The 24,413-nt window shown below is 46.6% G+C and carries 20 protein-coding genes; 14 read left to right on the top strand and 6 right to left on the bottom strand.

Translation table 11 applies throughout. From position 1 onward, the window contains the following. Positions 1–56 precede the first annotated feature (56 nt). Entirely contained in the window at positions 57–794 is a 738-nt protein-coding gene (locus AC0J20_RS00325; RefSeq protein ID WP_473020174.1) for a VC0807 family protein, read from the top strand. Positions 795–903: 109 nt separating this feature from the next. Then, complete coding sequence (locus tag AC0J20_RS00320) at positions 904–1,296, top strand: DUF3224 domain-containing protein (protein ID WP_473020172.1); 393 nt, start codon at positions 904–906, stop codon at positions 1,294–1,296. 7 nt (positions 1,297–1,303) lie between these two features. On the opposite strand, the gene AC0J20_RS00315 is transcribed toward AC0J20_RS00320, so the two are convergent. Next, on the bottom strand, positions 1,304–2,224 hold the full coding sequence (locus AC0J20_RS00315; protein WP_473020171.1) for a DMT family transporter: 921 nt from the start codon (positions 2,222–2,224) through the stop codon (positions 1,304–1,306). Positions 2,225–2,355: 131 nt separating this feature from the next. On the opposite strand from AC0J20_RS00315, the gene AC0J20_RS00310 reads away from it, so the two are divergent. Next, positions 2,356–3,999, top strand: coding sequence for an alpha-amylase family glycosyl hydrolase (locus AC0J20_RS00310; RefSeq protein WP_473020170.1), 1,644 nt, complete (start codon positions 2,356–2,358; stop codon positions 3,997–3,999). Positions 4,000–4,062: 63 nt separating this feature from the next. Beyond that, the gene (locus AC0J20_RS00305; protein ID WP_473020169.1) at positions 4,063–5,589 is read left to right on the top strand and encodes a GNAT family N-acetyltransferase; all 1,527 of its coding nucleotides are present in this window, start codon (positions 4,063–4,065) and stop codon (positions 5,587–5,589) included. Between the two features lie 14 nt (positions 5,590–5,603). Here AC0J20_RS00305 and AC0J20_RS00300 read toward each other — a convergent pair whose 3' ends face one another. Both AC0J20_RS00300 and AC0J20_RS00295 read right to left on the bottom strand, forming a co-directional pair. Then, a complete protein-coding gene (locus tag AC0J20_RS00300) occupies positions 5,604–6,002 on the bottom strand; it encodes a VOC family protein (RefSeq protein ID WP_229529574.1) in 399 nt (132 codons plus the stop codon). Between the two features lie 14 nt (positions 6,003–6,016). Beyond that, positions 6,017–6,967, bottom strand: a complete 951-nt coding sequence (locus AC0J20_RS00295) for a chemotaxis protein CheV (RefSeq protein WP_229529575.1) — start codon at positions 6,965–6,967, stop codon at positions 6,017–6,019. Positions 6,968–7,140: 173 nt separating this feature from the next. Here AC0J20_RS00295 and AC0J20_RS00290 point away from each other — a divergent pair, with 173 nt between their 5' ends. The 10 genes from AC0J20_RS00290 (at position 7,141) to AC0J20_RS00245 (ending at position 22,039) form a co-directional block, all read left to right on the top strand. Then, positions 7,141–7,914 carry a substrate-binding periplasmic protein gene (locus tag AC0J20_RS00290; RefSeq protein ID WP_473020168.1) on the top strand — a complete coding sequence of 258 codons (774 nt, stop codon included), beginning with the start codon at positions 7,141–7,143 and terminating at the stop codon, positions 7,912–7,914. Positions 7,915–7,981: 67 nt separating this feature from the next. Continuing rightward, a complete protein-coding gene (locus AC0J20_RS00285) occupies positions 7,982–8,443 on the top strand; it encodes a YHS domain-containing (seleno)protein (RefSeq protein ID WP_473020166.1) in 462 nt (153 codons plus the stop codon). A gap of 284 nt (positions 8,444–8,727) precedes the next feature. Beyond that, positions 8,728–11,493, top strand: a complete 2,766-nt coding sequence (locus AC0J20_RS00280) for a CHASE domain-containing protein (RefSeq protein WP_473020165.1) — start codon at positions 8,728–8,730, stop codon at positions 11,491–11,493. Positions 11,494–11,683: 190 nt separating this feature from the next. Then, complete coding sequence (locus tag AC0J20_RS00275; protein ID WP_473020164.1) at positions 11,684–12,628, top strand: phospholipase A; 945 nt, start codon at positions 11,684–11,686, stop codon at positions 12,626–12,628. 203 nt (positions 12,629–12,831) lie between these two features. Beyond that, a complete protein-coding gene (locus AC0J20_RS00270; protein WP_229529580.1) occupies positions 12,832–13,767 on the top strand; it encodes a LysR family transcriptional regulator in 936 nt (311 codons plus the stop codon). Between the two features lie 153 nt (positions 13,768–13,920). Then, a complete protein-coding gene (locus AC0J20_RS00265; RefSeq protein ID WP_473020163.1) occupies positions 13,921–16,107 on the top strand; it encodes a malate synthase G in 2,187 nt (728 codons plus the stop codon). 391 nt (positions 16,108–16,498) lie between these two features. Further along, a complete protein-coding gene (locus tag AC0J20_RS00260) occupies positions 16,499–18,097 on the top strand; it encodes an isocitrate lyase (protein ID WP_473020393.1) in 1,599 nt (532 codons plus the stop codon). A 278-nt stretch (positions 18,098–18,375) separates the two neighbouring features. After that, entirely contained in the window at positions 18,376–19,578 is a 1,203-nt protein-coding gene (locus AC0J20_RS00255) for a saccharopine dehydrogenase family protein (RefSeq protein WP_473020162.1), read from the top strand. A gap of 129 nt (positions 19,579–19,707) precedes the next feature. Next, positions 19,708–20,844 (top strand): carboxynorspermidine decarboxylase, encoded by a 1,137-nt coding sequence (gene nspC / locus AC0J20_RS00250; RefSeq protein ID WP_473020161.1) that lies wholly within the window; start codon positions 19,708–19,710, stop codon positions 20,842–20,844. 352 nt (positions 20,845–21,196) lie between these two features. Beyond that, entirely contained in the window at positions 21,197–22,039 is an 843-nt protein-coding gene (locus AC0J20_RS00245) for a hypothetical protein (RefSeq protein ID WP_473020160.1), read from the top strand. A gap of 53 nt (positions 22,040–22,092) precedes the next feature. On the opposite strand, the gene AC0J20_RS00240 is transcribed toward AC0J20_RS00245, so the two are convergent. The 3 genes from AC0J20_RS00240 to AC0J20_RS00230 are packed head-to-tail and all read right to left on the bottom strand — an operon-like array spanning position 22,093 to position 24,291. Then, a complete protein-coding gene (locus AC0J20_RS00240; RefSeq protein WP_473020159.1) occupies positions 22,093–23,058 on the bottom strand; it encodes a hypothetical protein in 966 nt (321 codons plus the stop codon). Between the two features lie 14 nt (positions 23,059–23,072). Further along, positions 23,073–23,756 carry a hypothetical protein gene (locus AC0J20_RS00235; RefSeq protein ID WP_473020158.1) on the bottom strand — a complete coding sequence of 228 codons (684 nt, stop codon included), beginning with the start codon at positions 23,754–23,756 and terminating at the stop codon, positions 23,073–23,075. Beyond that, on the bottom strand, positions 23,749–24,291 hold the full coding sequence (locus tag AC0J20_RS00230) for an RNA polymerase sigma factor (protein ID WP_473020157.1): 543 nt from the start codon (positions 24,289–24,291) through the stop codon (positions 23,749–23,751). The genes AC0J20_RS00235 and AC0J20_RS00230 overlap by 8 nt, the downstream gene beginning before the upstream one ends. Positions 24,292–24,413 lie beyond the last annotated feature (122 nt).

Raw genomic sequence — 24,413 nt, 5'->3', positions numbered from 1 at the left:
GCAACTTTGGTTCAGGCAGCGGTATAATCCAGTCACTTTAAAAATATGCAAATCCCATGACCCAAGTAAATAAGCAAAACACTCACCAGCAACCACAACAGGGCGGCTTTTTTGGCAACCTGCTGTTTAATATCATTTTACCCACCCTGATCCTCACCTATCTCAGCAAACCTGAGTATCTTGGACCGGCTATGGGTATCGTTGTCGCCCTGGCGTTCCCCATTGGATATGGCATTAAGGATCTAACCTCTTCCGGAAAAATAAACCCGTTTTCCGTCCTGGGCATCATTAGTGTCTCCCTGACTGGTGGTTTTAGCTTAATGGAGCTGGACCCGCAATATATCGCGGTTAAAGAAGCGGCGATACCTGCTATCATTGGTATTGCAGTGTTAGTGAGTAATCGCACACAATATCCATTAGTGAAGACTTTTATTCTGAATGAACAACTGATTAATCTGCCACTGCTCAATAGTGCATTAGCGGCAAAAAACAACCTGCAAGCCTTTGAACGCAAAGTGGCACAAAGCTCTATGATAGTGGCCGGTTCGTTCTTTTTATCCGCCACCTTAAATTACATTCTGGCAAAGGTTTTACTGATAAGCCCACCAGGTACGCCGGAATACAATGAAGAGCTGGGTAAAATGACAGCGATGAGTTATCCGGTGATAGTGATCCCCAGCATGATTGTTTTGTTCATTGCGCTGTGGTTTTTATTCAGCCAAATGAAAAAACTCACCGGCCAGGACATTGAAACCTTTTTAAACGAAGCACAACAAGAGCAACAAAAAGGCTAACCGAGGCGGTTATACAGAAGGTCTGTTGCACTTTTCAGTACAGATTTTGTTCTGAACAGGCGTGTTATAGTCGCGAAACAGACCCTAATCACAGAAAAAGGCGATAACCATGACAATTACCGGTAAATTTGACGTTACACTGACACCAATGGAGCCCCATATCCAGGGACAACACGGCGTTAATCTGGGCCGTATGGCCATCGAAAAAACCTTTCACGGCGACTTATCGGCCAACAGTCGTGGTGAAATGCTCAGCGCCATGACGGCAATACAAGGTTCAGCAGGCTATGTGGCCATCGAGCAGGTTGAAGGAAGTCTTGAGGGCAAGCAAGGCAGTTTTGTACTTCAACACTTTGGCGTGATGTGCGCGGGAGAGAACCGTCTGATTTTAGAGGTAGTGCCAGATTCAGGTACCGCAGAACTGACAGGGTTAACGGGCAAGATGCATATTCGAATCGAAGGTGGCGTACACTTCTACGACTTCGCGTACCAGCTCGACTAGCTCAGCATCAGGAAACCCGTTTTTCAGTGGCCACCAGATAGACGCCGGTCATCACCAAACTGATACCGATAATATGCGCAACACCAAAGGGTTCCTGTAACAACGCAACGGCAAACAATGCGGTAATCACCGGCCCAAGCCCCCCTAAAATACTGACGTGTTGTGGGCCAATACGACTGATAGCGGCAGCAATCAGCAATGACGGGATCACGGTACACAGAATCGCCAAAACCAACACATGAAGATAAACCTGCCAGGGCAGGTTCACTATCTGCACTTCCCCCATGATGGTCAGGTGTAGTGCAACAGACACTGAAGCCACCAGCATTGCCAGACAGGTAAACGCCTGAGAGCCAAGGTTTGCAATACCGGTTTTACTCAGTATCAGATACCCACCAAATGCCGCAGCACTGATCATGACCAGGCTTCCCCCCCACAAAACTTCAAGCATGTTACTCTGAATTTCGACGCCCAATACCACCAGAATACCCAACCAGGTTGCCGCCAACGCAAAAATGGTATTGCGTCCGGGAATGGTTCGCCAGATCAGCCAGCTAAACAACATCACAAAACCAGGATAGGTGAACAAAATGAGTCGTTCCAGCTGAGCACTGATCAACGTCAGGCCCATCAGATCCAGTAAGCTGGCCAGGTAATAGCCCAGCACACCCGACCACAAAATCACCCATTTGTTGGTGTGTATCTTTGTCCATGAAAGTGCATGGCGTTTGTGGGAAAAACCTAAGATCAGTAAATATACAGGCGCTGAAAACAACATTCTCAAGGCTATTACCTGATAGGCGTCCACGTCGTATTGATAAGCCAACTTGATGACAATGGACTTAAAAGAAAACAAAATAGTGCCAAAGATAGCCAACAGGATACCCAGTGAGCGTTGTCCGGAAATAAATTGGTATGGGGATAACATGACGATCCGTTGAAGTTGCGAGCGCGCAACTATACTGAAAAAGACAATACAGGGTAGCAATTTCGCCATTAAAACCAAAATACAGATATGGCATAGTCAATAGCTGAAGTTCAATGACCAGGAGGCTACTTATGACTGACTTTTCAGGACACGATGCCAACAATACCGATACCTGGTGGCGGGGGGCCGTCATTTATCAGATATATCCGCGCAGTTTTTGCGATGCCAACCAGGATGGGATCGGCGATCTAAAGGGCATTATCAGCAAACTGGATTATATTCATTCACTCAATGTGGATGCCATCTGGATATCGCCTTTTTTTACCTCACCAATGAAAGACTTTGGTTATGATGTCAGCAATTACCGGGAAGTAGATCCGATATTCGGTCAGCTTGACGACTTTAAAGAACTGCTCCGTCATGCCCATGCCCGCAACATCAAAGTGATAATTGATCAGGTGTTAAGTCATACTTCCGATCAACATCCCTGGTTTGTTGAGAGTCGTCAGGATAAAAACAACGCCAAAGCTGATTGGTATGTGTGGCAGGACCCATTGGGAGATGGCACACCGCCCACTAACTGGCAAAGTGTGTTTGGTGGCTCTTCCTGGCAATGGGACAGTCGTCGCCAGCAGTACTATTTACATAATTTTCTGGTCAGCCAACCCGACTTAAACTTCCACAATCCAGAGGTGCAACAGCAAATGCTGGCAGAAATGCAGTTCTGGCTGGACCTGGGTGTGGATGGATTTCGCCTTGATACGGTGAATTATTACTTTCACGATGACCAATTGCGCAACAATCCGGGACTCAGGCAGGACAGGCGCAAACTGTTTAATCCTTACGACTTTCAGTCTCATCTGTACGACAAAAACCGTCCACAAAGCATTGCCTATACACAGCGCATGCGCCATCTACTAAATCAATATCAGGCCCGCATGTTGATGGGTGAAATTGGTGATAAAAATGCCGAAAAAATGATGCAGGACTACACCGGCGGCCAGAATAAACTGCACACGGCGTACAGTTTCCGGTTGTTAAACGAAGAGTTTGGCGCACAATATTTCGCCGATGTTATTGCTCAGCAGGAAGCCTTACTCACGGATGGATGGCCCAGTTGGGCATTTAGCAATCACGATATTACCAGGGTGCTATCCCGCTGGGGAGACCGCTTTGAACAGCAGGATAATTTAGTCAAATCCCTGTTGGCCTTTTTGTTTTGTTTGCGCGGCAGTGTCTGCCTCTACCAGGGCGAGGAGTTGGGCCTGCCGGAAGCGACGTTAACGTTTGAACAACTACAGGACCCCTGGGGCATTACCTTCTGGCCCGAATTTAAGGGGCGCGATGGCTGCCGCACCCCAATGCCATGGGACAGCAACGCGCCGAACGCCGGGTTTACTGACGCTTCCCCCTGGTTACCCGTTGCCCAAAGTCACTATCCACTAGCCGTTCAGACGCAAACCCAGGCCCCCGACTCAGCACTTAACTTCACCCAGCAATTTCTGGCTTTTCGCAAGACCCAGGCTGCACTTATTTGCGGTGATATCCACCAGATAAACGCTGACGGTGAGCTGCTCAGCTTCCGTCGCGTTGACGATACTAAGGCATTGCAATGCCTGTTCTGGTTTAGTGACCAGCCGCGACAGATAACAAAAACAGGGAACATTCTTAGTCAGAGCGATACCCTGGTGATCGAAAACGACCAGCTGACGTTTAAAGGACCGGGATTTGTTATTTTTCAGCAAACGCCCGTTCAACCTGCTGATACACAATGACAATTGACGACTGCAGCCATTGAAAGATAACCTGAAAGCAACTCACAAAAACAACGAGCAATTATGTCAGAAGAACAACACATACTTTTAAAAGCATTGACGATTACCGATTACCAACAGGTAAAAACGCTGATGGATGAAGCCTACCCGGATTTGGGCGGAGCCTGGCCACGTCATACGCTGGAACGCCTGGTGAAGCACTTTCCGGAAGGGCAAATAGGTGTGTTTGAAGGCGAAACCCTGGTGGGCTTAGCCTTTTCTCTGCGCGTGGATTACCAAAAGTTTTCCAACCCTCACACCTACGATGACATCGTAGACAGCAACGATAATGTTAAAGGCAATGACGATGGCGACGCCATTTATGGCCTGGATGTGGTAATCGCGAAGAGTCACAGAGGTATGCGTTTGGGTCGACGATTATACGATGCGCGTAAAGATGTCTGTCGACAATACAATCTGAAAGGCATACTGGCCGGAGGTCGCATCCCAAACTACCACCAACATGCGGAGCAACTGACGCCACAAGAATACATCAACGAAGTGGCGAATCACGCCATCTATGATCCGATCCTCAGTTTCCAGTTATCCAACGACTTCCGGGTTATCCGGTTGTTGCGCAAATACATTCCCGAAGACGAAAAATCCGGCGGTTTTGCCACCCTGCTGGAATGGAACAACATTTTGTATGAACCCGCGCAAACGGTATTTACCATGCCGAAACCGATAGTACGGGTAGGCGCAGTACAGTGGCAGATGCGGGAAGTAGACTCACTGGAAGAGCTGCTTTCTCAGGTAGAATACTTTGTGGATACCGTGTCTGATTATCAGAGTGATTTCATCGTGTTCCCGGAATTTTTTAATATGCCGCTGATGGGCCTGAAAAAGAAAGTAAATCAGCAAATCGAGGCCATCCATTATCTGGCTACCTACACCAATCAGATTGTGGAAGCCATGTCGCAAATGGCGGTGGAATATAATGCCAATATCATTACCGGCTCTATGCCGATTATGGAAGAGGGAGAGTATTACAACGCGTCTTTCCTGTGCCATCGCAGTGGCAAAATTGACGAGCAACGCAAAATTCACATCACCCCGCATGAACGCAACGACTGGGCATTAAAAGGCGGCTCGGATCTTCAGGTGTTTGAAACCGACGCCGGACGGGTCGGTATATTGATTTGTTATGATGTGGAATTCCCGGAACTGGGTCGCCTGCTGGCAACCCAGGGGTTAGATATCTTGTTTGTGCCCTTCTGGACTGACACGAAAAACAGCTATTTACGGGTGCGACTGTGCGCTCAGGCCAGAGCCATCGAAAACGAGTGTTATGTGGTGATTGCCGGTAGTGTAGGCAACCTGCCACAGGTGGAAAGTCTGGATGTACAATACGCACAATCAGCGGTGTTAACTCCGTCTGATTTTCCCTTTCCTCATGACTCGATTCTCAATGAAGCTACCCCCAACACTGAGATGTTGTTATTTTCCGATCTGGATATGACTAAGCTGAAAATATTGCATAGCGAAGGCACGGTGCAAAATCTGAAAGACCGACGAGATGATCTCTACAAGGTGAGCTTTGTGAAAAAATAACCCGGTAATCAGCGTCAGGTGCGGGATTCCGCACCGAAGCTTAACAGGTGGCCGTCCGGGTCCTGAATGCTGAATTCCTGCATGCCATACTCGGTTTGTTTAAGCGCGGTTGGTTGAAACTTTTTCTTCAGCAAGGCATCGTGTAGGGCTTTAATATTGGCGGGATAAAAATAAAAATTAACCGCCCAGTTATGATTCAGCAACGGGTCAATCGCGGCGTCTGCCTGCGGCGCAGATTCTGACTCAGACAGCATAAATTCGGTACCATCAGCGGCAATGATGCCCCAACGAAAGTGAATGAGTTCTTCCATCGGGCTGAGTAATTCAAACCCCAGTGCATCCTGATAAAAGTCCAGACTTCTGAATATGTCTTTGACATTCAGCATGGGGGTCATCTTTCCGGGTCCGGTCATCAGTATTTCCCTTTTTAACGTTTGCCTTCAAGCACTTCTCTCATGCGTTCCTGAGCACATTTAATCAACATATCGGGTTGGAATTTGGAAATAAAGCGGTTGCAGCCCACTTTCTCCACCATCGCCTCATTAAAATTACCACTTAACGACGTATTCAGAGTAATGAACAGGTCTTTTAATCTGGCGTCCGCTCGCACTTCAGCGGTTAACATATAACCATCCATTTCCGGCATTTCAGCGTCAGTAAACATCATTAATATTTCATCGTTGATGGATTTACCCTGATCTGCCCACTGTTTTAATAAACGCAGCGCCTGCAAACCATCCTGACGCTCGATCACCTCAATACCCACCTGCTTCAGCGATTCTTTGATCTGCTGTCTGGCAGTGTTGGAATCGTCAACAATTAAGACCCGCTTGCCTTTCAGATGTTCATTGACTTCATCATCCAGAATTTCTTTGGAGACCTTAATATCATAGGAAACGATTTCAGCCAGTACTTTCTCGACATCGATGATCTCAACTATCTGCTTGCGACCTTCTAAATCAATTTGAGTAAACGCCGTCAGGTAGTTGTTTTTACCCGCGCTGTTTGGTGGCGGCAGGATCTCAGCCCAGGATAAATTGGTGATACTCAAAACCGGACCGATTAAAAACCCCTGCACGGTACGGTTGTATTCGGTGATAATCACATTGCGGTTATCACCCAAGGGCGATGGCGGCATTTTTATCGCCCGACGCAAATCCACAATGGGCACTGACAAACCACGCAGACTGGCAACTCCGCACAAGTGTTCATGCGACCCAGGCATCTGAATCATTTGCGGCACAGGGATCACTTCCCGTACCTTAAACACGTTCATAGCAAAAATCTGTTGTGAATTCAGACGAAAAAGTAAAAGCTCGAGGCGGTTTTCACCCACTAACTTTGTACGCTGATCAACAGAGGCAAGAAGACCTGACATTTCACACCTGTAAGCAAAGCCCAGAATTGACTGCGACTTCGTGAATTAGATTTTAAAACTTTACATCTAATGTAGTATTCGGGCAAATGTGAATGGCGATTTTTACAATTGAACCCCTGACCAGGAAAACGTATGCTGCAGACTTCAGGATGTTTTTTGAACCCGAGGTTTAGGTGTTAAAAAGGGCAATACTCATCAGTCAGGTGGTTTTCGGCTTGGTTTCGTTGTCGTTATTGGCAAGGGAAACACCAACACTGTCATTGTGCATTGACCATTACCCACCTTTGCAAATCGTACTGGAGAATGGTCAGGCAACCGGCGAAAATGTCGAAGTAGCACGACAGTTCGCTCAAAATCTCGGCTATCAACTCACGTTTACCACTGATATTCCCTTTAAACGCTGCCTGCAATGGCTGGAAGATGGCGAAGTTGACCTGATGATAGGCCTGCTGGACTCAGCACAACGACAGCAAAACTACCACATGTTTTTGTACGACGATCACACCATCAAGCGTTTTTTTATCCGCAATGAAGCAGAGGATATTTTAGACTTTTCAGACCTTGCGGGTCTCAATATCGCAGTGGTCAGAGGCGCGAGACAATTTGACCTTTTCGATAATGCGCCTGGTGGTTATTTTAACCGGGTTGCAGTCAACACCTTACCCGCCGCCTTCGGCATGTTAGCCAAAGGCCGAGTCGATGCCGTCGTTTGTACTGATTATTACGGTACCAACATTGTAAAAAGTCACCCTGAATTTACAGATTCCATAAAGCAGGCCAGTTATCAGGTAATCAATGGGACCAAAGTTTATATCGCGCTTTCCCGTCAGTCCGAATTTGCCTTTGATGCCCAACGCATGAATCAAAAGGCAATTGAGATGTACTTATCCGGTGAGTTTGAACAATTGATGCAAACCTTCCAGCGCCACAACCCTCAGTGGTATTAGCAAAATTTGAAATAAAATACCAACGCGCCCGGTTTTTATTGTCAGATAATCTAACCGGACAGAACCAATGAAAAAATTGTTAGTATGGTGTTTTGCTTTATTGTTTAGTGCAGCCAGTGTGGCTGACGAACCTGTGTACCGTTCCTTTTTCGGCGATGAGGCCATTGATGGTTATGACACTGTCGCCTACTGGACAGATAGTCAGGCTATTGAAGGCAAGAAAGAGTTTACCTATGAATACAAGGGTGCAAAATGGCGCTTCGCATCACAGAGCAACATGCAGTTGTTCATTGCTGATCCGGAAAAGTACCTGCCTGAGTATGGCGGTTACTGTGCCTGGGCTATGGCTGATGATCGCCTGGCAAGCGTAGACGGTGAAGCCTGGACACTGTTTGATGGCAAACTTTACCTGAATTACAACAAGAGCGTCATGGAGGACTGGCGGGAACAAAAAGCGCTGTTTGTTGAGCAAGGCAACGGATTTTACAAAGAACGATTCCCCGAGCAAGTACAATCCGCCCGGTATTAACGCCCCCCTTCAAACTAAATGTCGCTGCGCCTGCTCCTGTTAAAGTCTGCAGGCGACAGCCAGCACGGTGTATTGCAATTGCCTTTTGACCAGGCTGGAATTCGCTATCTATCCCGTATTCAACAATAGCTGCCGCTGATCAATCATTTATCGTGAGAAAGTTGTCGCTTTTCGCACAAAACCCATTCCTTTGGTTATACTCTGAGAATACTGAGAGATTGAATGCTGCCCGTTTCCCCAAAATAAGGGAAAGCCACTGAACACAGCATCTTAAGGAACCGCGTTTGACCAAACCTGATTACACCATTACAGCGTCCCGTTCTGGCTATATCAGCCTCTATCTGGCACTTTTTATCGGTTTTATCGCCACGGGATACATCCTCTCGTTTGTTACCTTTCAGTCACAGGTAATGCCCATCTGGTTACCCGCGGGCATCGCACTTTCGGGTTGTTTTATCCTTGGACCGCGTTTTTATCCCGCCGTATTACTGGGCTCATTTATTTTTAACTGCTCGGTTACCCCCGGCTTTCAACTTACCGCGGTGTTTACATCGGTGGGCCTGCAAAACTTAATTATCGCATGTGGTGCTACACTACAGGCGATTGCAGGCGCACTGCTGCTCAGGTACTGGACCGGCAACCCCATGCACGTGGATAGCGCCAGAGTCGTCAAATTCATTGTATTTGTTGGCGTCTTACTCAATTTGTTATCTGCCAATATCGGCGTCTGGTCATTAAGCGAATTCAATCCCAGTTACAATCACGATGACTATTGGACCAATGTGGTTTTCTGGTGGTTGGGAGACTCGCTGGGTGTTTTGATGGCAACGCCATTGCTTCTGTGCCTGATGGAAATCAACAGTGTAAAACAACAAATACGACAAGCCCGTTTTGTGGTCATTTCGGCTGTGATTTGTTTGTTTGTGTCGGTGGTTTCAATCTCCTGGTTTTTTATCGAAAAAGAAAAGAATACATCGCTCAACTGGTTGCAAAAGGAAGCCCAGCAAATTGAAAACCAGGTATACAGAGAGCTTACAAAAACCATAGTGCAACTGGGAGAAGTATCCACCTTTGTTCAGCAAAACCCGGCACTCAGTAAAACTGAATTTGAAGACAAAGCCAAAGTCTATACGGCCAATTCAGAAGTGCTTAGTTCAATCTCCTGGAACCCGATAATTGACGCTGAAGATGTGCAACAGCACGAGATGCTACTGCAGCAAATTTATCAGTATGATGTCTCTATTGAAGGTCGCCCTCTGACCCCGTCGGACCCGATTAATTATATAAAATATGTATATCCGGAAGAAGGCAACCGCAGTGCTATTGGCTACAATGTATTTTCCAACCCGGTGCGCAAAAACACTTTAAATACCATTTTGCAAAACTTTCAGCCTCGCGCCACTCCGATCGTACATCTGGTTCAGGATGAGCTGCCCATTCCCGCATTTTTGTTGTACTTTCCGGTTATTCAAAATCAATCGACACATCTCAGCCAGGCCAGTATTAAAGGCATGGTAACCGGCGTGTTTTACACCAAGATTCTGATGAAACAGGCCCTCAATGCCACTGATAAAGAGGTGTTTTTTGTCGAAACGTTTGAAGCAGACAAAGACATTCCGTTTTTCAAAAACTTTGAAGGAAACGATAAAGCGGTTGCACATAACTACTTCAAAACGATTGATATCAACCTGATTGGACAATCCTGGAAAATCAAACTCACCCTGAATCAGGGGTATATCTCAGCCCGTCAAAACAATGCTTTTGGCCCGCTGTTTTTATTGCAGGTGTTCACGGTAGCGGGCATCATTCTGATCGTGTTGATGATGAATTCGCAACAACAGTTTCTGGACAACCTGGTGGACGGCAAAACGGCCTCTTTGCGGGAAGCGACGATAAAAGCCAAACAGGCCAGCCAGGCTAAAAGTCGATTTTTAGCCAATATGAGCCACGAGATCCGAACCCCGATGAACTCAGTAATTGGTTTTGCACAACTTGCCAACACCAGTGACAACGTGGACGAGATAAAATTTTATCTCAATAAAATCAGCACCTCCTCGAAATTACTGCTTAACATCATTAACGATATTTTGGATATCTCAAAAATCGAATCAAATAAATTTGAACTGAGTGTTGAGACCTTCAGTGTCTCTGAGTCAATTCACTCTGTCAGCGAGATGTTTAGTGCCTTAGCAGAAGACAAAAACCTGTACTGGCGGTTTAAAAGTGCCATCCCGCAAGACCTCTGTGTACTTGGCGACAAAACCCGCTTCGAGCAGGTATTGATGAACCTGTGCAGCAACGCACTTAAATTTACCAGTACAGGGGGGATATCGTTGCTCTGCTGGCTCACCGATTCATCAGATGGTTATGCCAGTTTAAAAATAGATGTAATCGATACCGGAATTGGTATTTCAGAGGAAAAGCGCAAAGAGCTGTTCAAACCTTTTGTTCAGGCAGACTCCTCCACGTCCAGGCATTTTGGTGGCACCGGTTTGGGGCTTGCCATATCAAAAGAATTAAGCCAGCTTATGCAGGGCGATATTACTATCTCTGCACATCATCCGCAGGGCTCAATCTTTAGTTTCCGATCCCGCTTTTTGTTGACCGATGAGAAACCACCTCAATCTGAGGTCAGAGAGGATATCGACGTTAGTTCACTGAATTTACTGGTGGCTGAAGACAATGAAATTAATCAGCAGGTCATCGCGGCCATGTTGCAACAACTACAGGTTAACTTTCACATTGTGAGCAATGGGCAACTGGCAGTCGAGGCACTTGCTGAACAGAATTATGATGCCGTACTAATGGATTGCCAAATGCCGGTGCTTGATGGTTACGAAGCCACAAAACGACTCAGAAGTAACCGCAGTACGCAAGATCTCCCCATCATTGCGTTGACCGCCGATGCGGATTCTCAGAGCCGTGAATATGCGCTGTCGATTGGTTTCAGTGCCCACGTGACCAAACCGGTAACCATTGACGCACTGCGTGAATGTTTAGCCAATGTGGTTACGGACAAGCAACAATCAGACCTGAATAGTAGTATCTGATACCGGTTTTGAGAGTACTGATAGTCTGCCCGCACCACGCAAAAATGCTATGCTCACCTTTGCTGATTAACAAAAGGATACGATTATGTTGCCGCTGAAAGGCTTGCGAACAGGACTTCTGATACATTGCCTTGTGCTTTGTGGATATGCATTTGCGGCTCCGCCAGCAAATGAAGCAACCGCGTGCGTTATGGCACTTTACCAGGGTGGCGATGACACTATGACGCTGGCAGAAATGCGTCAGCAATGCGCATTAAAAACCGCCGCAGAACAACCGGTTAAAGACTCAGCCACCACCAAGGCCACATCGGAACAAGTTAAACCCGGCCTGATCAGCCAACGGCTTTACAACGAATCCCGTACCCAGTTCGAACCTTTTGTGATCACACCGCACCGCATGAACTACGTGTTACCCGTATACAGCACCAACACCATTAACCGTTTACCCTATGAAAATGTTAACGGCTATCAGGAAAACCTGGCTGAAGTTGAAGCTAAATATCAATTGAGTTTTAAGGTCCCCCTGCTACAGGAAGATCTGTTTATCGATGGTGATGCCTTGTACTTTGGATTTACTTTGCAGGCCTGGTGGCAAATTTATGCCGATAACATTTCAAAGCCGTTTAGAGAAACCAACTATCAACCGGAACTGTTTTACCTCGCACCGCTGGAGTGGCATCCGTTAGGAGGCAATACCGCCTTTGTGATTGGCGCAGAACATCAGTCGAATGGCCGGACTCAGGGGCTGTCCCGCAGCTGGAACCGGATTTACGGACAATTTCTGTTCGAGAAAAACAATTTTGCGTTGTCATTTCGCCCCTGGACCCGCGTTTCCGAAGATGAAAAAGCCTCCCCGTTAGATCCCAAAGGCGATGATAACCCGGACATTGAAGATTACATGGGCCATTTTGAACTGGGCATGTTATATCAATGGCATGACATGGAATTGATGTTTCAGGGACGCAATAACTTCTCAACACACAATGGTGCAATTGAACTGGGCCTGACCTTCCCACTGTGGGGCAAACTTCGGGGATACGCTACCGCATTTAATGGTTACGGAGAAAGCCTGATTGATTACAACCACAAACAAACACGCTTTGGTATCGGAATTGCCCTGAACGACATATTGTAACCGTAAGGAAGTGTTGTACTCACAACGGTAGTTTAGCGGAGATATCCGTTGCAGAAATTATCAGCTGAACTGTCTGCCGGTGTTATGCGTTGTTAAAGTCATAGCAATTCCGGCAAACATTTTTTCGGATTCATGGCTGACAAGTCACCGTGCAACCATTACAATTCAATGAATTTATCAAAGATATACACACTATTTTTACAATGAATATAGCTAAAATCGATCTCAATTTGTTGGTTTACCTGGACGTTTTATTACGGGAAGGCAGTGTCACCAAAGCCGCGAACAAACTCAGCATCACGCAACCAGCCATGAGTAACGGTCTGCGTCGTTTGCGGGATTTGTTTAATGATCCGATTTTAGTGCGTACCAGCGAAGGCATGACACCAACAGAACGTGCCCTGCAATTACAACCGGTGATCCGCGATGTTCTGAGTAAACTGGAAGCCACCATTCAACCCGAAACCGAATTTGAGCCAGAAACCAGTGAACGGACTTTCCGTATTATGGCCAGCGATTATGCAGAATCTACGCTGCTGATGGTATTGCTGGAGCAGCTTCAGGCTTTGGCACCTCACATCTCCTTAGACGTGATAACCCCCAGTGATGTGACCTACCATGATGTTGAACAGGGCAAGGTTGATATGGCAATCAACCGCTTTGAAGAATTACCATTGTCGTTTCATCAAAAAGTGGTCTGGTACGACAGCTTTTCCTGTGTTGTGAATGCAAAACATCCCTTTATTGAAAGTTTTGGCAAAGATGAATATCTGCAATCCAAACACATCTGGGTCAGTAAAACCGGCTTTGGTGTCGGTGTTGGTATTGATCCCAAAGAAATACAAAAGCTGGGGTGGGTAGATGCTGAGTTGCAAAAACAAGGTTGTGTCCGGGATATCAGTGTCTTTACCCGCCACTACCATGTGGCGCTGCAACTGGCTAAAAAGTACAACCTGATTGCCACACTTCCCACCCGGGTAGCCAAACTGTACGGTGATGATCCGGCGGTTAAAGTCATTGACCCACCGTTTGATGTGCCACCTATCGCATTAAAAATGGCCTGGAGCCCGTTATTGCAACACGACGCCGGCCATATCTGGTTACGTCGCTTAATCACCCAGGTGGCTGAAACCTTATAGTCACCATTTCATTCATGAAATTTATAACAATCATAGAGGTCATAAATTTTTATTAAGGTATTCAGCGGGCGTAAACTGAAAGAAAACACAATCAGCAACACCACTTGTTACCATGCTAGGTGTTGCGACCCTACAGTTTGAGGAAGTTGTAATATGACCACCAGCAAGGGCAATGTTCCCGCCGACTACATCTCAGCAGGCAAACTCGCTGTTCATCCTGCACTTTGGCAATTCATCAACAGTGAAGCGCTGCCACCCGTTAAACTGGCGCAAAGTGCTTTCTGGCAAGCGTTTGAGGCGCTATTGCTGGAGCTACAACCCGTTAATAAAGCACTGCTGGAGAAACGCGAATCACTACAACAGCAAATTGACAGTTGGCACAATCAGCATCCGGAAATGGAGTTTTCGGCTTACAAACAATTTCTGAAAGACATCAATTATCTGGTGGCAGAGCCAGAAGATTTTCAGATCACCACGCAAAACGTGGATCCGGAAATTGCCACCATGGCGGGACCACAGTTAGTGGTTCCTATCAATAACGCCAGATATGCCCTGAATGCAGCAAATGCCCGCTGGGGTAGTTTATACGATGCTCTGTATGGCACGGATGTGTTGCCCGGCAAAGCCGACACATCGCTGGCCTATGATCCGGTGCGGGGTCAACAGGTAGTGGAATGGGTAAAAACCTGGTTAGACAAATCCTTTCCGTTACAACACGGCTCTCACCGTGATGTTGTTGCCTATAGCGTTTCCAACGCTGAACTAACAGTTACCATGCAAGATGGCGCCAGCCAAAAGCTGGCAAACGATGCACAATTTATCGGATTCCAGGGCGAGGCAGCCAGCCCCTCTTGTATTTTGCTGAAAAACCATGGACTTCATGTTGAAATTCAGATTGACGGCAAACATCTGGTGGGTGAAGGCGATCCCGCCAACGTTAAAGATGTAGTGTTAGAAGCAGCTCTGACCACGATCATGGATTGCGAAGACTCAGTGGCTGCAGTAGACGGCGAAGATAAAACCCTGGTGTATCAAAACTGGGCTGGGCTTATCCGTGGTGATCTGAAACTCGAGATGCGCAAAGGCAACAAAGTGATCACCCGCTCTTTAAATCAGGACAGGCAATACACGGGCAAAAATGAAGAGTCCATTCGCCTGCCTGGCAGGAGTCTGATGTTTGTGCGCAATGTGGGCCACCTGATGCGCAATAACGCTATCTATATTGACGGAGAAGAAGTCTACGAAGGTTTAATGGACGCCGTGATCACCTGCCTTATCGCCAAACAGGACGTAATGCAGCAAGGCCAATTCAGCAACAGCAAAACCGGAAGTATTTACATTGTAAAACCCAAAATGCACGGCCCCGAAGAAGTGGCGTTTAGCCATACTCTGTTTAGTAAAGTGGAGCAGATTCTGGCGCTACCGGCGGATACTATAAAAATCGGCATTATGGACGAAGAGCGTCGCACCAGCGTCAACCTGAAAGCCTGTATCGCTGCGGCAAAATCAAGAGTTGCCTTTATTAATACCGGCTTTTTGGACCGCACCGGTGATGAGATCCACACGTCTATGCAATGTGGGCCTTTCGCACGCAAAACGGAGCTTAAAGCCATGCCATGGATTCAGGCCTATGAAAAATCCAATGTCGCCAAGGGCCTGGCCTGCGGTCTTGCCGGAAAAGCCCAGATTGGCAAAGGCATGTGGCCAGAGCCAGATAACATGGCCAAAATGATGACCGCCAAAACCGGCCACGTGCAATCCGGAGCCAATACAGCCTGGGTTCCCTCTCCTACCGCTGCCACCTTACATGCGCTGCATTATCATGAAATATCGGTGGCTTCTTTGCAGCAGCAACTGAGTGAAGTGGACTTCGATGGCTTAGATGACATTTTAAGTATCCCGGTAAAACCGGATGTAGCCACCCTTAGCGCCAATGATCTGGAAGCGGAACTGGACAACAATGTGCAAGGCATACTGGGTTATGTAGTGCGCTGGGTACACCAGGGAGTAGGCTGCTCCAAAGTACCGGATATCAATAATGTGGGCTTGATGGAAGACAGAGCAACCCTGCGAATTTCCAGCCAGCACATCGCCAACTGGTTGGAACATGGCATTGTCAGTGAAGCACAAGTTAAAGCCAGCATGGAAAAAATGGCAAACCTGGTGGATCAACAAAACGCCAACGACAGTGAGTACATCGCCATGTGTCCTGATCCAGAACGTGCCATTGCCTATCAGGCTGCTATGGAGCTTATTTATGAAGGTAAAGGGCAGCCCAGTGGTTATACTGAGCCAGTTCTGCATCGCAAGCGCCTGGAAATGAAAGCCAGCCAAGCTTAGTTAAACGCCTCTTCGGAGGCGTTTTTTATAGTTATTTTTCCATCAGTGTTTTCACTGCAACTCACATTCACACATCAAAACCACGAAATACCCACCATTCACAAAATAAATATTTATTATTTTCATAAGGTTAACTGAAAATCAATCTAATTTCATGCTATCCGGAAGACGATTACAGATAAACCCCCTTATCCCAGCCATAGCAACATTCACCAAATAAATATCGCAAATCCATTTTATCTATTAGATGAATCGCGAATTGTTACTTAAAGTAGTCATCAACGGATTCGGAATTCTGTTGAAAACTTTCAGACTGGATTTCACCGAATCTCTGAATAAAAACAATTACCCTGACCAGCAGCTACAGCTGAAAGAAAACGAGGAAGTAAACATGTCTCTCTACAGTAACGATATCGAATTAGTACAAGCCGTCATTGCAGCGCGTGGCAAATCCTGGGAAGCGATAGACGCTGAATCCGTAGCGAGAATGCGCGCTCAGAATAAATTCCAGACAGGCCTGGACATCGCCAAATACACGGCTGACATCATGCGTGCTGACATGGAAGCCTATGACGCTGACAGTTCTAAATACACTCAATCACTGGGCTGCTGGCACGGCTTCATCGGTCAACAAAAAATGATTTCTATTAAGAAGCATTTTGGTGGCAGCACAGAGCGTCGCTACCTGTACCTGTCAGGCTGGATGGTGGCCGCATTGCGTTCTGATTTCGGTCCGTTGCCGGATCAATCCATGCATGAAAAAACCTCCGTACCGGCACTAATTGAAGAACTGTACACATTTTTACGTCAGGCGGATGCCAGAGAACTAGGTGGCCTGTTCCGCGAACTGGACGCTGCACGTGAGGCGGGTGATAGCGCCAAACAAGCTGAAATTCAGGACAAAATCGACAACCACCAGACTCACGTAGTGCCTATTATTGCGGATATTGATGCTGGCTTTGGTAACGAAGAAGCCACTTATCTGTTAGCCAGAAAAATGATTGAAGCTGGTGCTTGCTGTCTGCAGATTGAAAATCAGGTTGCTGACGAGAAGCAATGTGGTCACCAGGACGGTAAAGTCACCGTGCCTCATGCAGATTTTCACGCCAAATTACGCGCCCTGCGTTATGCATTCCTTGAGCTGGGTGTCGACAACGGTGTTATTGTAGCTCGTACAGACTCTCTGGGTGCCGGTCTGACCAAAGAAATCGCGGTAGTGAAAGAGCCTGGCGATGCTGGTGATATCTACAACTCCTTCCTGGACGTTGAAGAAATCGCAGTAGAAGACATGCAACAAGGCGATGTTGTATTCAATAAAAACGGTAAGCTGGTGCGTCCTAAACGTTTACCTTCCGGCTTGTATCAGTTCCGCAAGGGTACAGGTGAAGACCGCTGCGTGTTTGACTGTATCGGAGCCTTAAATGCCGGCGCAGACTTATTGTGGATTGAAACCGAAAAACCTCATGTAGGTCAGATTGGCGGCATGGTTAACCGGGTGCGCGAAGTCATTCCTAATGCCAAGTTAGTGTACAATAATTCACCGTCATTCAACTGGACGCTGAACTTCCGTCAACAGGTATTTGATGCCTGGTCAGACGCAGGAAAAGACGTATCAGCCTACATTCGTGCTGACCTGATGAATGCTGAATATGACGATACCGAATTGGCGGTGGTTGCTGATGATAAGATCCGCACCTTCCAGGCAGATGCAGCACGCGACGCAGGCATCTTCCATCACCTGATCACTTTGCCGACTTACCACACAGCCGCGTTGTCTACGGACAATCTTGCCAAAGAATACTTTGGTGCGCAGGGCATGCTGGGCTATGTTGCCGGTGTTCAGCGCAAAGAAATCCGTCAGGGCATTGCCTGTGTTAAACACCAGAATATGGCGGGTTCAGATATGGGTGATGATCACAAAGAGTACTTTGCCGGTGAAAATGCCCTGAAAGCGTCAGGTAAAGATAACACGATGAATCAGTTCAGCTAAGCGACCAGCAAGTCATTAAATACAGAAACGGTCCGGCGTCAGCCAGACCGTTTTTTATTACGCCCAGATTTGCGGGATTCCAATGTGCAAATACATACTATTTTCAACAAATAACAAAACAAACATTAACAAACCATAATTGCCCTTTACAATCGTTCAAATTCCCCTATTTTTAATAGCTTCTGCCGGGTATTGCACTGGCAATAAAACGTGTTAGGATGCAGCGTTTTTCTGTCTCATAGCGCTGAGCAGCTGTTTAAAATTTTGAGGAACTACCTATGTCAAAAGTATTAATCATCGGGGCCGGTGGTGTCAGCACCGTCACAGTAAAAAAATGTGCCAGATTACCGGAGCATTTTGATGAAATTTATCTGGCCAGCCGAACCCTGAGCAAATGTGAAGCGTTGCAAAAAGAATGCGGCGAAGACAGGGTAAAAGCGGTATTTGCAGTGGATGCTGATGACAAAGATCAAGTGGCTGCCTTAATTAATCAAATCAAGCCAGACCTACTGGTAAACCTGGCTCTACCCTATCAGGACCTGCCTATCATGGATGCCTGTCTGGAAACTAAGACAGACTATCTGGATACGGCCAACTATGAGCCTAAAGACGAAGCCAAATTCGAATACTCCTGGCAGTGGGCTTATCAGGACAAGTTTAAAGATGCCGGTATTATGGCGCTGTTAGGCAGTGGCTTTGATCCGGGTGTTACTAATGTTTATACCGCCTATGCCGCTAAGCATTACTTTGATGAAATCCACTACCTGGACATCGTCGATTGTAATGGTGGTGATCACGGTCAGGCGTTTGCCACTAACTTTAACCCGGAAATCAATATCCGCGAGATCACCCAACGTGGTCGCTTCTGGGAAAACGGCGAATGGAAAGAAACCGATCCCCTGAGTGTACGTGAAGATCTGCACTATCAGAATATTGGTGAGCGCGCTTCTTACCTGATGTTCCATGAAGAATTGGAATCACTGGTTAAGCACTTCCCCACTTTAAAACGTGCCCGCTTCTGGATGACCTTTGGTGAAGCTTATCTGAACCACCTGCGCGTACTGGAAGGCATTGGCATGACTTCAATCGAACCAGTTGAGTTCCAGGGCCAACAGATTGTTCCGTTAGAATTCTTAAAAGCAGTATTGCCTAACCCAGGCTCACTGGCGGAAGGCTACACCGGCATGACCTGTATCGGTACCTACATTACAGGTATTAAAGATGGCAAAGAGAAAACCATCTTTATTTACAACAACTGTGATCACGCCGTATGTAACGAAGAAGTTGGCGCCCAGGCAGTTTCTTACACCACAGGCGTACCCGCCATGATTGGTGCAGCACTGATGCTAAATGGCACCTGGAAGAAGCCAGGCGTCTGGAATATGGAGCAATTCGATCCAGACCCGTTCATGGACATGCTGAATCAACACGGCTTACCGTGGCACGTTCTGGAATGTGACGCCAGCCCCTTCAGCAAATAAGCTAAGCCTAACCAAGGGTCAGAGTCTTTGAAAACCAAAAAGCGTGGCGGTTTTCATTTGCAACAACTCTGACCCTATGATTTCTGAGCCATGATTTCTGACTTAACATCTCGTCTGAGGTAACCCACAATGATCGACCCTATGCACTCTCCTGAAATTCCTTCTCCCAGCTATGTTTGTGAAGAAGCGAAGCTAAAACGCAATCTTGAGTTAATGGCGCGCGTACAGCAACAATCAGGCTGTAAAATCATCCTGGCTCTGAAAGGCTTTAGTATGTGGTCTACCTTTGATCTGGTTGGCGAGTACTTACACGGCTGTACCGCCAGTTCAGTATGGGAGGCTAAACTGGCTAAAGGGGAAATGGGTAAGGAAGTTCACGCTTACGCACCGGCTTACAAGCCAGAAGAAATCACTGAGTTAAAACAGTTGGTCAATCATATTTCTTTTAACAGCCTGACCCAGTGGCAGCGTTATAAAAGTGAATTTGTGGCAACAGATATCTCACCTGGTATCCGGGTTAATCCTGAGCATCAGGAAGCCGATACCGAACTTTATGATCCCAGCGCGCCAGGTTCTCGACTCGGAATTCGGGCCGCAGATTTAGAAGGTCAGGATTTATCGGGGATTGAAGGTTTTCACATTCATAATTTATGCGAGTGCGATTCCTTTGCGACTGAGCGTACCATCAAAGCCGTAGAAGAAAAATTTGGCAAATGGCTGCCGGGTTTAAAATGGATTAATCTGGGTGGCGGTCATCTGATGACCAAAGCCGGTTACGATGTCGAACACCTGATTTCAGTACTGAAAACCTTCCGGGAAAAATATGATGTCGAACTAATCCTGGAACCTGGATCTGCGGTCGCCTGGCAAACCGGGCCACTGGTTTGTGAAGTGGTGGATATTGTTGAAAATCAGGGTCCAATTGCAATACTGGACATTTCTGCCACAGCACATATGCCAGATGTACTGGAAATGCCCTACCGGCCTGTTGTGCGCAATGCCGGAGAGCCAGGAGACAAAGCTTACACCTATAAATTGGGAGGCAACTCCTGCCTGGCTGGCGATGTAATCGGCAGCTATAGTTTTGAGCAGCCTTTACAACCCGGTGATCGACTCATTTTTGAAGACATGATCCACTACACTATGGTGAAAACCACATTTTTTAACGGTGTACAACACCCTCACATCGGTATCTTAAAAGAAGACGGTCAGTTTAAATTGGTGAAATCCTTCTCCTATGAGGAATTTCGCGCCCGCCTTTCCTGATTTTGGTGCAATCCAATCCGTCATAATCCCGATTTTCTCCTGATAAAACAGTGTCAGGGGACATTTTCTGCCAATTAGGTTAACCAGCCGAAAACAGGGTGTTAATTGTTTGTTTATTGCACAAGTCTGGTGCTGATAAGCCTTTGATTTGGGAAATATTTCCCTGATAAATTCGGCAATAAAAGCGTAATTCTAATGAAATCATTTAGTTACAATCCTGGCCCATCATTCGCATTAGTGTAATCGAGGAAGATCACTGACCTTCTGCGTTTTGATTAACCGGATTGTTCTGCCTTCCTCCCCGCTCAGTGCAATGGCGTACTGAACGGAGAAACCAACGAAGGAGCAGGTTATGATGCGGTTGAAGAATTATCTATTTTGGGTTGTATTATCGTTCACCCCTTTCATACTAACAGCAAAAGAATCAGTGGTGGTTCCCTATTACGATTCGGTGGAGGATCAATACGCCAATGACTTGCTGACCCAGGCTCTTGCCAGTCAACAACACCCGATTAGCGCACGTAATTATGGCTATGATGTCACTGGCACACGATTAATCGAGGCATTTGACGACCGGGAACTGGACATTCTCTGGCTACCCAAAGAGGAAGCCGAAAACACGCAGCACCATATCGTTGCTGTACCGATATTCAGAGGCCTGATGAGCTATTATAAGATGGTTCAAAGTACCTACCAGCAAAACCTGCAACCGGAAAGTCAATTAAAACAACTGGAACTGGGGATGTTCAGAGACGATGCGCAGGCGGCCTACCTTGAACATTCGGGCTATCAGATTGTTAATGTAAAACACCTGGATAACCTTACTGAGATGCTATACGGCGAACGATTTGATGCCATATTAGCGCCGGCAGCGCGTATCGATGCAAAATCCGTTGCTGATTTTAAATTGCTACCGGGTCTTATTGCGATTGATAGTCCATGGTATTTTGTAGTGCACAAGAGTCGCCCGGATCTTGCTAAAAAACTGCGTGAAGGTTTAACGGCTATGTTACTGGATGGTTCTATGGATGAGCTTTTGCTTAGTACTCCCTGGATGGTAAGCCTGTACGAGCAGTTACAAAATGAGGATGCATTAATTTTCTCGCTGCCTTCAGGTACTGAGGCCAGTGCAGAACTGGCTTCAGAGTTTTGGTTGTCCTTTGATAAACAGCCCTTGTTATCAGCATTGAATTAACAGGGTTTTAAGTGACGGCCCTAAGCAGGCCGTCACAAAACCCGAACCCGGGTTTAGAATTGGTAAGTCTGAGTCCTGGTCAACAATTCATTGGGCGATACCTTCTGCAAAACACACTGTTTTACGTCCTTCAGATTAAACACATACACCTTGTCCAGCTCATCTCTGGATCGCTCTCCCTGTCCGCGGCTAAACTCCTTTAAAACAAAATTGAGTTTTTCAGTGTCATCCAATGATTTTAAACCACTGCCGTAATTACAAAGGGTTTCAGCCACCGTCGCTTCAAAATCAGCCAAAAACCGTTTTACCATCTGATTTTGCGCTTCTTCCATTTTAGCCTCCCGGCGCGCTTCTTCTTCTTCTAGCTCTTTGGCTTTTTTCGCGAACTCCGCTTTCTTCGTGTCGAGTTTTTCCAGTTCAGAGCGGATTTCTTTTAAATCTTTTTCCAGTACCTTTTTGCGTTCCGGCTCAGCATGACGCATTTCAAATTCCAGGTCGCGGATGTTGCGTTCATACTCCCGACTTTGCCACGACAGATCCCGTTCCTTTTCTCTTAAATCACGACGTCGCTCACGATGTTCGCGCATCACTTCTCTGGTGCGCTCCTGTACCTCTTCGATATACTCTTCCATCTCCTCGTCCACTTCAAAAGAAAATGAAAAATTACTACCATGAGGGTCCACCTCGATGTCGGGAGCCGGTGGAGCCTCGGGTACATCAAAACCTTCCATCATGCCTTCCAGGCTTTGTACCATATCGCCAAAATCAAAGCTAAAATGCATGTTTTTTGAGGTCGATGTATAAATATCAAACACCAGTCCTTGCCCGGCCAGATACCCGGTTTCAATCTTCCTGAAGCGAATGCCATCACTGCGGGTGTTTTGCTTCAACGATGTGGTGAGAATGTTTTGCATAATTTGCGCGTCTTTATGGACGGCATCAAACTTGTCCTGTGCGTTTGCCGCTGTCATCAGCGATAAGCAGGCAATAACACTGGATACTAACATTGATTTTTTCATGTTCTGATACTCCATTAGTTGTCAGAATGGGTTTGTTCGTAAGGTTCAGACAACCAGTCCGGATTCTTGCTGTCTGACTTAAAATCAGATTTGAGACGGTTAATTTGACGAGCGTAGAACACCTGGTCATCAGCCCGTTGCTCATTAACATGCTTGATTAACTCTGCAAAATCTTCTCGTCTCTCGGTGCGACTGGTGGCCAGCAGATAGTTGGCCAACTGCGTATTCATCTGCATTTGCTGTTGCTGCAGGTGATCTGCCTGCTCGTCAAACTTGCTATTTTGCAAAGCAGCGTATTCAGCAATGCGTTCATTAACCAGTTGTTCGATTTTTTGTTGCTCTACAGCACCAGAAAAGCTGATGGTCATACTGCCCTGATGCACAGTGACTTCCATTTTGAATGTCACCAACAAGATTGCCACGAGGGACATCGCCATAGAAGCCACAGGCAGACCTTTCCAATGCCACCAACTCTCGCCCTTACTTTGTTCAAAACCTGCGTCCCGGGACCATTCTGGTACCTCCTCGTCACTAAACTGCTGGGCCATAAACTGCAAACGTCCATGCACAGCCACCCGATCTGAAAAAGCGGGATCTTCCAGGCACCAACGCTCAAATTGTTGCTGTTCATCCGCAGTTAACTCCGCTTCAGACCATTTGGTAAAGAGGGCTTCTTTAGCACGGTTAAGTTCAGACATACTCCACCTCTAATAACGATTTCAGTTTTTCTAATGCACTGTAAAGTCTTGATTTCACGGTATTGCTTGAGACATTGAGCTGTTCTGCTATTTCATCAAACGTAAACTGACCAAAAAATTTCAGCTCCACCACCGCCTTTTGCGCTAAGGGTAATTGCGCCATCGCCTGGATGAGCTGTTGGCTATCGCGATTGCCAAACAACACCTGTTCCGGTGCCGCTGATTCACAAACCATTTCAGGCGCATCATCTAATGCCTGTGTCGGTTTTCTACGCCGGTAAAACTCGACACATCGATAACTCGCAATGCGAAACAACCAGGCTTTAAACGCGCCATCGCCCCGGTAAGATACCAGGTTTCTGAACACGGAAGTAAAAATTTCCTGCATCAGATCCAAAGCATCTTCGCGATTACTGGTCATACGAATACCATAGTTATATATGGACTTTTCATAGCGTTTGACCAGTTTCATCCAGGCCCCGCGATTGCCCTGCAACGCCTTTTGAATTAATTGTTCATCCGTTTTTTCAAACACGCTTGTTGTGTCCCAGGTGAATGTGTTGTGTTGTTGTTACTCTTAAAGTCGAGAGGGATTACTGAAAAGTTGAGGCAAACAGAAAAAAAATATAGTTTTGCTCGCCTCCTGCATTTTATAAC

Source organism: Planctobacterium sp. R6, assembly GCF_055755215.1.
The sequence above is the reverse complement of the archived record's forward strand: the minus strand, read 5'-3'. Positions and strand labels throughout refer to the sequence as shown.

Excerpts from the sequence above, each read along its gene's own strand:
- AC0J20_RS00325 (WP_473020174.1), top strand. The coding sequence starts at position 57 with ATGACCCAAGTAAATAAGCAAAACACTCACCAGCAACCACAACAGGGC.
- AC0J20_RS00320 (WP_473020172.1), top strand. The coding sequence starts at position 904 with ATGACAATTACCGGTAAATTTGACGTTACACTGACACCAATGGAGCCC.
- AC0J20_RS00315 (WP_473020171.1), bottom strand. The coding sequence starts at position 2,224 with ATGTTATCCCCATACCAATTTATTTCCGGACAACGCTCACTGGGTATC.
- AC0J20_RS00310 (WP_473020170.1), top strand. The coding sequence starts at position 2,356 with ATGACTGACTTTTCAGGACACGATGCCAACAATACCGATACCTGGTGG.
- AC0J20_RS00305 (WP_473020169.1), top strand. The coding sequence starts at position 4,063 with ATGTCAGAAGAACAACACATACTTTTAAAAGCATTGACGATTACCGAT.
- AC0J20_RS00300 (WP_229529574.1), bottom strand. The coding sequence starts at position 6,002 with ATGACCGGACCCGGAAAGATGACCCCCATGCTGAATGTCAAAGACATA.
- AC0J20_RS00295 (WP_229529575.1), bottom strand. The coding sequence starts at position 6,967 with ATGTCAGGTCTTCTTGCCTCTGTTGATCAGCGTACAAAGTTAGTGGGT.
- AC0J20_RS00285 (WP_473020166.1), top strand. The coding sequence starts at position 7,982 with ATGAAAAAATTGTTAGTATGGTGTTTTGCTTTATTGTTTAGTGCAGCC.
- AC0J20_RS00275 (WP_473020164.1), top strand. The coding sequence starts at position 11,684 with ATGGCACTTTACCAGGGTGGCGATGACACTATGACGCTGGCAGAAATG.
- AC0J20_RS00270 (WP_229529580.1), top strand. The coding sequence starts at position 12,832 with ATGAATATAGCTAAAATCGATCTCAATTTGTTGGTTTACCTGGACGTT.
- AC0J20_RS00265 (WP_473020163.1), top strand. The coding sequence starts at position 13,921 with ATGACCACCAGCAAGGGCAATGTTCCCGCCGACTACATCTCAGCAGGC.
- AC0J20_RS00260 (WP_473020393.1), top strand. The coding sequence starts at position 16,499 with ATGTCTCTCTACAGTAACGATATCGAATTAGTACAAGCCGTCATTGCA.
- AC0J20_RS00255 (WP_473020162.1), top strand. The coding sequence starts at position 18,376 with ATGTCAAAAGTATTAATCATCGGGGCCGGTGGTGTCAGCACCGTCACA.
- nspC (WP_473020161.1), top strand. The coding sequence starts at position 19,708 with ATGATCGACCCTATGCACTCTCCTGAAATTCCTTCTCCCAGCTATGTT.
- AC0J20_RS00245 (WP_473020160.1), top strand. The coding sequence starts at position 21,197 with ATGATGCGGTTGAAGAATTATCTATTTTGGGTTGTATTATCGTTCACC.
- AC0J20_RS00240 (WP_473020159.1), bottom strand. The coding sequence starts at position 23,058 with ATGAAAAAATCAATGTTAGTATCCAGTGTTATTGCCTGCTTATCGCTG.
- AC0J20_RS00235 (WP_473020158.1), bottom strand. The coding sequence starts at position 23,756 with ATGTCTGAACTTAACCGTGCTAAAGAAGCCCTCTTTACCAAATGGTCT.